This is a genomic window from Streptomyces sp. SID3343 (assembly GCF_009865215.1).
Lineage (GTDB): Bacteria > Actinomycetota > Actinomycetes > Streptomycetales > Streptomycetaceae > Embleya.
Genome location: NZ_WWJX01001605.1, coordinates 1 through 8,984 on the forward strand (window position 1 = coordinate 1; position 8,984 = coordinate 8,984).

General features: G+C 69.7%; 10 protein-coding genes. 3 read left to right on the plus strand and 7 right to left on the minus strand.

What is annotated here, in order from left to right:
- The 4 genes from GT354_RS51460 to thrS all read right to left on the minus strand — a co-directional run.
- A partial coding sequence (locus GT354_RS51460; RefSeq protein WP_202513225.1) for a hypothetical protein occupies positions 1-628 on the minus strand: 628 nt, incomplete at its 3' end.
- A 484-nt stretch (positions 629-1,112) separates the two neighbouring features.
- Positions 1,113-1,520, minus strand: coding sequence for a DUF393 domain-containing protein (locus GT354_RS51465; RefSeq protein ID WP_161365320.1), 408 nt, complete (start codon positions 1,518-1,520; stop codon positions 1,113-1,115).
- 11 nt (positions 1,521-1,531) lie between these two features.
- Positions 1,532-2,092, minus strand: coding sequence for an HIT domain-containing protein (locus tag GT354_RS51470; protein WP_237536277.1), 561 nt, complete (start codon positions 2,090-2,092; stop codon positions 1,532-1,534).
- Positions 2,093-2,606: 514 nt separating this feature from the next.
- Positions 2,607-4,586 (minus strand): threonine--tRNA ligase, encoded by a 1,980-nt coding sequence (thrS, locus tag GT354_RS51475; RefSeq protein ID WP_161365324.1) that lies wholly within the window; start codon positions 4,584-4,586, stop codon positions 2,607-2,609.
- Between the two features lie 306 nt (positions 4,587-4,892).
- Here thrS and GT354_RS51480 point away from each other — a divergent pair, with 306 nt between their 5' ends.
- Genes GT354_RS51480 through GT354_RS51490 form a run of 3 tightly spaced genes read left to right on the plus strand, consistent with a single transcriptional unit; the run spans position 4,893 to position 6,751 of the window.
- Complete coding sequence (locus GT354_RS51480) at positions 4,893-5,279, plus strand: hypothetical protein (protein ID WP_161365326.1); 387 nt, start codon at positions 4,893-4,895, stop codon at positions 5,277-5,279.
- Between the two features lie 57 nt (positions 5,280-5,336).
- Positions 5,337-6,053, plus strand: coding sequence for a DUF3105 domain-containing protein (locus tag GT354_RS51485; protein WP_237536274.1), 717 nt, complete (start codon positions 5,337-5,339; stop codon positions 6,051-6,053).
- A complete protein-coding gene (locus GT354_RS51490) occupies positions 6,050-6,751 on the plus strand; it encodes a DUF305 domain-containing protein (RefSeq protein WP_237536275.1) in 702 nt (233 codons plus the stop codon). The genes GT354_RS51485 and GT354_RS51490 overlap by 4 nt, the downstream gene beginning before the upstream one ends.
- 227 nt (positions 6,752-6,978) lie before the next feature.
- Here the strand turns inward: GT354_RS51490 and GT354_RS51495 are convergent, their stop codons facing one another.
- From GT354_RS51495 to GT354_RS55500, 3 genes are all read right to left on the minus strand, one after another.
- A complete protein-coding gene (locus GT354_RS51495; protein WP_161365328.1) occupies positions 6,979-7,599 on the minus strand; it encodes a VTT domain-containing protein in 621 nt (206 codons plus the stop codon).
- 487 nt (positions 7,600-8,086) lie between these two features.
- Positions 8,087-8,383: a hypothetical protein gene (locus GT354_RS51500; protein ID WP_161365330.1), complete on the minus strand. Its 297-nt coding sequence runs from the start codon at positions 8,381-8,383 to the stop codon at positions 8,087-8,089.
- A 408-nt stretch (positions 8,384-8,791) separates the two neighbouring features.
- Positions 8,792-8,984: hypothetical protein (locus GT354_RS55500; protein WP_237536276.1), on the minus strand; the 193-nt coding region annotated here is incomplete at its 5' end.

The window sequence follows — 8,984 nt, forward strand, 5'->3', positions numbered from 1 at the left end:
CGGCGGCGGCGCGCACCGCGGGCCACAGGGCGGCGAGGCCGGCTTGGGTCGCGGGCGCCGCGGGGTCCTGCGCCACGTACCAGAACCACACTGCCCACGGCACCCAGCCGTTGCCGTCCTGCTGCGCGGCGCGGTCGTCGGGCGCGACGCCGTCGACCGTGTACCGGGCCTCCCACGTACCGTCGGGGCGTTGCAGGTGAGCGAGCCTGCGCAGCACCGCGAGCGCCTGGTCGGGGTGTCCGGTCGCGGTGTAGGCGGCAGCCACCCAGCTTCCGTCGCGCGGCCATATGTTGGACCAGAAGCTGTGCCAGGACGCGGTCACCGAGCCGTCCGGCCGGGTGAGCAGTCGCAGGTCGCGCAGCGCCCGCTCGGCCATGTCCCGCTGCTGGGGTGTGGTGCCGGGGACCACTCCCGCGTCGAGCCACGCGCGTTCGCTCGCGCTCGGCGGTCGGGCGGGGGCGTCGAGCGCCAGGGTGTAGGGCGCGCCGGGTTCACCGTCGACACCGCCCATCAGGAGCGGTCCGGTGGGGCGCCAACCCCCCGACGCGCCGGCCAGGACCGTCACCAGCACGGCGCACAGCACGAGCGCCGCGCTCGCCATGCCGATGCGACGGGTCCTGTTGTGCATTGGGTACCGCCTTGGCGCGAAGTTCACGGAGCGTACGCCACTCCGGCAAAAGTACGACAAGTCTATGAACGATGATCGCGGAGGGGTCGGCCGGCCGGGTCACTCCCGACGACGACGGCACGGGCGGCGGCGGCGCGTCACGTGAAAGTACGACGAGTCTACGAAAGCGGTTCGGCGTTTCGTTCAGCGAGACCGACAAACCGCGTAAACGGGTGAACTACCGCGGCGCATGCGGTCGAGACGCGCTCCCGGCGATCACGCGCGCAGGCGTTGCCCGCGATCGATGCTCGGGCTGAGCGACGCGACCGAGGGCAGGTCGATCCACCCGAAGCGGGCAATCCCGCACTCGGGCTCGCGCTCGGTTCACAGCAGCGCCGCGGCCGTCGGCGCGCTCGCCACACCCGATCGCCGCGCGGGGCGACGCGTCCCTACGCGGGACAGGTGACCAGCGACAGCGCGGCGACGACCAGGGACAGCAGGCGGGTCAGTCCTGTGACGAGGCCACGGTGTCCGGCCGCAGATGGGACGGCAGCGCGCACGCCGGCGTCCCGCCCGGCATCCGGTCACGGTTGTCCGCGACCAGGCGGTACACCCCGTGGGCGGCGATGCTGACCGGCTGCACCCGCAGCGCGGCGCCGGCCAGGGCCCACGGGCCGCCGCCGTTCATGAGCAGTTTGGCCACCGCGTGATGCCCGCCGTACACGGTCCCCACGGGCGTCACCCACAGCACCTCGTGTTCGGCGCGGTGCTGCTCGACCCCCAACTCCTCCAACTCGGCGAACTGCCACGCGACCACGTCGGCGTCGAACGGGATGTACTTCTTCGCGAACTCCACCGACCGCGTACAAAATCCGCAGTCGCCGTCGTACACGAGAACCGGTCGTGCGCTCACTCTTCGTCTCCTCAGCCGACCGGCCACGCGGCGGCCAGCATCTCGCGCGTGTCCGCAAGCAGTTGCGGCAACACCTTGGTGTGTCCGACGACGGGCATGAAATTCGTGTCGCCGCCCCAACGCGGGACGATGTGCTGGTGCAGGTGCGCCGCGATCCCCGCTCCGGCGTCGTGCCCTTGATTCATCCCGATATTGAACCCCTGCGCCCCGGACACCTTGCGCAGCGTGGCCATTCCGAGCTTGGTGAAATGCGCCAGCTCCGCGGTCTCGGAGTCGTCGAGGTCGGTGTAGTCCGCGACGTGCCGGTAGGGCACGACCATCATGTGCCCACCGTTGTACGGATACAGGTTGAGCACGCCGTACACCTGCTCACCCCGCGCGACGACGAGCCCGTCCACATCACTCAACGAGGGAATCCGACAGAACGGGCAACCATCGTCGGGCGTAGGCCCCGAGGGCTTGTTCTCACCCTTGATGTACGCCATCCGGTGCGGAGTCCACAGCCGCGCAAACGCGTCCGGCTCCCCGACCCCGTCCTGGAACTCGGCCTCGCTCGTCATGCCGGAAAGCATATGCGGCCCCCCGCCCCGAACATCATCGCCCCGACCCGCCGCCCCTACGGGCGGCATACCCGAGCCCCACAAGCTCGGCCGCTTGACCGACCGCCAGCCGTTGGCCGCCAGAAAAGCAGCGCACGCGCCGTCGGGGAAGAGGAGTACGGGGCCGGCGTGGACCTTCGCGTCCCGCACGGAGACGCGGGCAAGTTCGACGCAGGTGCTTCCGCCGTCGCTGTAGCTGCTCCTCGTCCAGTCGACGGAGATCGAGTCGACCACGTACTTCATGAGGCTCCGTCCATGCCGGCGTGAGCACCGGCTGCTCGCCGAGGTCCCGCACGTTCACGGACGGACGCGTGCGACGGGTCGGGAACGCACCGTCAACGACGCGACGACATGCACGAAGCCTTCCTCGGCATCGCCGTCCGCCCCATCACCCACCGACACGTGAAAGCCTTCGTCAGGACCTCTCGACGCGCGAGAGCCGCCTCGGCGGGTATGCCGAGACGGCCCACAGGCACTACGCGCCGGATCAGACCTGGACGCGGTCCTGTACCGCCTTGACGATCTCGGCGACCGCGTCGTCGACCGGGATGCCGTTGTTCTGTTCGCCGGTGCGGTAGCGGAAGGAGACCGCGCCCGCGGCCACGTCCTCGTCGCCCGCCAGGAGCATGTACGGGACCTTGTTCTTGTTGGCGTTGCGGATCTTCTTCTGCATGCGGTCGGACGAGTCGTCGATCTCGACCCGGATCCCGTGCGCCTTGAGCTTGGTCGCCACCTCTTGGAGGTAGGTCACGTGCTCCTCGGTGATCGGGATGCCGACCACCTGGACCGGCGCGAGCCACGGCGGCATCTTGCCCGCGTAGTGCTCCAGGAGCACCGCGAAGAAGCGCTCGATCGAGCCGAACAGCGCGCGGTGGATCATCACCGGCCGCTGCCGCGAGCCGTCGGCGGCGGTGTACTCCATGTCGAACAGCTCGGGCAGGTTGAAGTCGACCTGGATGGTCGACATCTGCCAGGTCCGCCCGATCGCGTCCTTGGCCTGGACCGAGATCTTGGGGCCGTAGAACGCGGCGCCGCCCGGGTCGTCCACCAGGTCCAGGCCCTGCTTGAGCGCGGCCTGGCGCAGGATCTCGGTGGCCTCGGTCCAGTTCTCGTCGGTGCCGACCGACTTTTCCGGGTCGCGGGTGGACAGCTCCAGGTAGAAGTCGTCGAGCCCGTAGTCGCGCAGCAGCTTGAGCACGAAGTTGAGCAGCGAGTCCAGCTCGTCGGCCATCTGCTCGCGCGTGCAGTAGATGTGCGCGTCGTCCTGGGTGAAGCCGCGCGCGCGGGTCAGACCGTGCACGACGCCGGACTTCTCGTAGCGGTACACCGTGCCGAACTCGAACAGCCGCAACGGGAATTCACGGTAGGAACGGCCCCGGGCCCGGTAGATCAGGTTGTGCATCGGGCAGTTCATCGGCTTGAGGTAGTACTTCTGGCCCTCGTCCAGCTCCATGGGCGGGTACATGCCGTCGGCGTACCAGTCGAGGTGGCCCGACACCTCGAAGAGCTTGCCCTTGGTCGCGTGCGGCGTGTAGACGAACTCGTAGCCCTCTTCCTCATGCCGGCGGCGCGAGTAGTCCTCCATCGTGCGGCGGATGATGCCGCCCTTGGGGTGGAAGACGGCCAGGCCGGAGCCGATCTCCTCGGGGATCGAGAACAGGTCGAGCTCGGCGCCGAGCTTGCGGTGGTCGCGCTTCTCGGCCTCCTCCAGGAAGGTCGTGTACTCCTTGAGCGCGTCCTTGGTCGGCCACGCGGTGCCGTAGATCCGCTGGAGCTGCTTGTTCTTCTCGCTGCCGCGCCAGTAGGCCGCGGCGGAGCGCATCAGCTTGAACGCCGGGATGTTGCGGGTGGTGGGCAGGTGCGGGCCTCGGCAGAGGTCCTTCCAGCACAGCTCGCCGGTCTTGGCGTTGAGGTTGTCGTAGATGGTCAGCTCGCCGGCGCCGACCTCGGCGTCCGCGCCCTCGGCGGCGGTGGACGCGGAACCCTTGAGACCGATCAGCTCCAACTTGTACGGCTCGTCGGCGAGTTCGACGCGCGCGTCCTCGTCGGTGGTGACCCGACGCGAGAAGCGCTGGCCCTGCTTGACGATCTCCTGCATCTTCTTCTCGATGCGCTTGAGGTCGTCGGGCTGGAACGGCACCGCGACGTCGAAGTCGTAGTAGAAGCCGTCCTTGATCGGCGGACCGATGCCCAGCTTGGCTTCCGGGTACAGCTCCTGCACGGCCTGCGCCATGACGTGCGCGGCCGAGTGGCGCAGGATGTTCAGGCCGTCGGGAGAGTCGATCAGGACCGGCTCGATCTCGTCGCCGTCGGCGACGACGTACGCCAGGTCCTTGAGCTCGCCCGCGACGCGTGCGGCGACCACGGTGCGGTCCCCGTCGAAGAGCTCGGCGGCCGTCGTGCCCGACGTCACCACGCGCTCGTCCCGGTCCGGGTCGCGGCTGATGGTCACTCGGGCTTCGGACACCGTTCGTCTCCTGACGTGTGGATGTGATGGAAAGTGCTCTTTCCGCTTCCGATGCTATCGAGCCGACGCCGTGGGCCACGCCCCGGTTTCGCCGCGCGAGCCCGGCGGGTCCGCCGCGGACGGCGTCCGGCTCCGCGCAGGCCGCGTCCGGGCTTCCCACGCGTACGGTTTCGCGGCCTCCTGGCCCGTCGGCCAACCGTTGGGTCCGTGCGGGCGGCGGGTTCCGGAGGAAAGTTCGTGCCCCGACTACCCACAGGGTCACCCGTTCAGGTGAGAATAGTCCGCGTGACGCAACGGATGGCCTCCATGGCAGTCCCGCTGCGGCCGGTGGTCCGGCTGTTGGCAGGGGCTCTCTTGGTGTGCGCCGCGCTCATGGGCGCGGCAACCCCGGTGCTCGCCACGTCGGTGACCGTACCGTCCGAGATGCCCGTCGTCTGTCCGTTCCACCCGACGACGCACGGCAAGCCGGGCGTCAAGCCGGACGACAAGGGCGACGGATCGAGCGGGTGCGGCACCCGCTCCCACGCCTGTCTGCCCGCGACCGTGCCACCGCTGCCGCCACTGATCGCGCCTCCGCCGACGGCGGTGACGCCGCCGTGGTTGGTCCACCCGGACACGGTGCAGGTCGCGGTCTCCGCCGTGGCCGCCCAGGATTCCCCCGATCTGACGGTGCTCTGCGTCAGTCGTACGTGATCCGCGCCGAACCAACCGCGCAGGGTCCACCGACGAATCCCGGAATAAGGCGGAGTCATGGGACAACAGTCCCCCAACAACACCTCGAAGAAGCAGACCAAAGCGGAGAAGACCGCCAGGATGGCCGCGACCCGCGAGCGCGTGGCCGCGGCGCGTGAGCAGGAGCGCAAGGCCGCCAAGCGCCGCTCCGCGATCATCTTCGGTGCGTCCGGCGTCGCGGTCCTCGCGCTGGTCGCGGGTCTGACCGCGGTCGTGATGTCGTCCAGCGACGACAAGAAGTCCAACGGCGACTCCGTCGTCGCGGACGTCAAGTCGAAGGACGCCAAGACCAACATCCAGGGCGTCACGTCCTGGACCGCGGCCCAGGGCCACATCTCCAAGCCCCAGCAGATCACCTACAAGCAGACGCCGCCGGTCGGCGGCGAGCACGACCCGGCGTGGCAGACCTGTGGCATCTACAACGCGCCGATAGACAACCGCAACGGCGTGCACTCGCTGGAGCACGGCACGGTGTGGATCACCTACCGTCCGGGCCTGCCCGCCGACCAGCTGGATCTGCTGAAGACCAAGGTCAAGGGCAAGACGTACATGATGCTGACCCCGTACGACGGCCTGGAGACGCCGCTCACCGCGACCGCGTGGGGCCACCAGCTCAAGCTGGACAGCGCGACCGACCCGCGTCTGGACCAGTTCATCACGCAGTACAAGGAAGGCAAGGACACGCCGGAACCCGGCTCCCCGTGCACGGGCGGCGTCGGAAAGCCCTCCGAATGATGCGGCCCCGTGCGCGCATCGCGCTGATGGTGGCGACCGGCCTGCTCGCGGTACCGGCCCTCGCGGCGTGCTCCTCCGACGACGACTCGGGCAAGCCGGCCGCCGCCGCGACGGACACCCGGGCGCCCGGCCCGGCGCCCGCGGCGGTACCAAACCCGCCGGCCGACGACTCCGTCGACGCCGGGTTCGCGCGCGACATGCGTACGCACCATGCCCAGGCCGTCCAGATGGCGATGCAGGTCCGGGACCTGACCCAGGACGAGTCGACCCGCAGGCTCGCGTACGACATCGCGCTCACCCAGCAGGAACAGATCGGCCGGATGGCGTCGTGGCTCCAGATGTGGGGCCTGACGCTGGGTTCGACCAGGCCGGTCATGCAGTGGATGACGCCGGGCTCGATGCCCAACCACGCCGGCCACGGCGCCACGCCGAGCGCCGCCGCGGACACCCAGCTGATGCCGGGCATGGCCACTCAGGCCCAGCTCGACAAGCTGGGGACGTTGCGGGGCAAGGACGCCGAGATCATGTTCCTGCAACTGATGATCACGCACCACGAGGCCGGCGTGGCGATGGCGCGGGACGGCCTCGCCCACGCGCAGGTGCAGCAGGTGAAGGATCTGGCGCAGACGATGGTGACCGGGCAGGCCGCCGAGATCGATCTGATGCGCTCGATGCTGACGGAGCGCGGGGCGGCTTAGGGCGGCGCCGGCTCCTGCTCGTCGAGGGGCGGGCGGCCCCGCCGGCCCCTCGACCGGGTCGGGCCGGTGGGGCCGCCCGGCCGGCTGGATCCACACCACGACCGCGGGGCACGAGATCGTCGATCTCGTGCCCCGCGGTCGTGTGCTCGGCGCTTCCGGGGCCAGGTCCCGTATCCCGGTCTCGGGCTCTGGTTACCTCGGCCTCGCTGGGCCCCGTCTCGGCCGCGTCACGCCTCGACGGTCGCCTCCGTCGCGTGGCGGCGGCGCCGCAGGCCCCGCACGACGCGGGCCGGTACGCCGACGATCAGCGGTACGGACGCGCCGAGCGCCATCCCGCCGAGCGCGACGAACAGCGGGCTGTCCTGGACGATGTGTCCGGCCACGGTGCCGATGGTGATCGCGTACGACACGGACACCGTCGCGCCGACGAGCGTCGCGGCCCGGAACTGCGGCCGCGGGTAGCCCAGTCGGCCCGCGAGCATGTTGACCGCGGTACGGCCCCCGGGCAGGAAGCGGGCCGCGACCAACGCGGACATCCCGCCCTTGGCCAGTGCCCCACGCGCGAGGTCCATGGCCTTTTGTCGACGTGGCCCGAGCACGGCATCGCCCCCGCGGCGAAGTCGGGCGCGGCCCACGGCGTAGGCGGCCTGGTCCCCGATGAACGCGCCGGCCCCGGCGGTCAACAGGACGAGCAGGATGTAGCGGATGTCGCCGTCCGCGACGGCGCCCGCCGCCATGACGAGTTCGTCGCCGGGAACGATGGGGATCACGGCGTCGATGGAGACGATCAGTGGCATCACCAGCCACAACCATGGTGAGAACAGCAAGCCGGTCCCGGCGCCGGTCACGGGGTTACCCCCGCCCGGGCGCAGGGTCTCGGTAGGCAGGAATCAATCACCGAGAGATCATCGCGCGATCCCCTGCCCGGCGGAACATCGGGTCCTTGGCACGGTCGAGCGAGTGACGTGATACAGCCCGAAAAACACCTATCTCAGGGCCGCTGCAGGGCCGCCGGCAGGCAAAAGTCATACCGATTCGAAATCATCGTCATGTCGATTCAAGCCCTTACCGCCACCACACCTGACGCCACACCCGACGCCGCACCCGCTGCCGACCGCAGTGCCAGAACACATCGAGAACGACGTGCCCGACGCCGAAGCGCTCCGCGTAACCGTGCGACCACCCGAAGCCGTCCATCGGGATCCACACGACCGGGCCCCGGCCAAGACCACCGGAACTCCCCTCCCCGACAAGGGAGTCGAAGCCGACAAGGTGGCCGCGACGCCCTGGCCCCTCCGCCGGCGACCACGCCTGACCCCGACCGTCACCACGAGCTCACTCCTCGCGATCCCAACCGGGATACACCTGAGCCGGATCCAGTTCCTCGGCCGCCACGTGGCGCAAACAGTCGACCGCCCAGGCCAGTTGCCGCGCCACCGCATCGGCCTCCGCCAACGCCGACCCCACCGCGCCCGACGCGCCCGCGTCCAACCCGGCCCGCAACGCCGCCAAGGCGCTCACCAACCGCCGCGCCGCGTCGTCCACACACTCCTCGGCCGCCCCTCGCCCCATGAAGCCGACGGCCCCGAACTCAGCAGCCGCCGAACCCGATTCCTCCCGTTCCCCCCACACGAACGCCTCCCCCACTCACGACACCACCGCCCGGCCACCCACCCCGACCACTCGCCCGTCCCTGAGAATCTTCCCCACCAAACCCACCCAACCCCTCCAACACCGCCGGCCACTTCGAGTACGACCTGCGCAACCCGTACACAACCGACGACATCGTCATCCGCCTGATCTCCGCGGTCCTGACCCGATGGCACCCGTCGCAACGGCCGAACACGACCCCGACACCAAAAACCCACCCACCACATCGACCACAACCACCACAACCGAGGCCGTGCCGCCCAAGCCGCTCGCAACCAGGCAACAGGCAGAGAGCCCGGCCGGATCGTCACGCGGCCCCGAGCGACAGGAGTCGCCGGGCGGCAGTCGTCAAGAAGACCCGTGTGGTGCCGGGGTGGATCGCTCTCCCTGTCACATCGCCAGGGCAGAGGTCCCGGCCGCACACAGCCGTTCGAAGGCGCCGGACAGGCAGCCCTGCGGTGCACTGCGCAGGCTCGGCGATCGAGTTGATCGACCTTTGCCGAAGGCTTTCCGGGTATTCGGTGCGGTGCTTTTGCTGCCGGCAGCACGACAAAGCCCCGGATCATTTTCATGATCCGGGGCT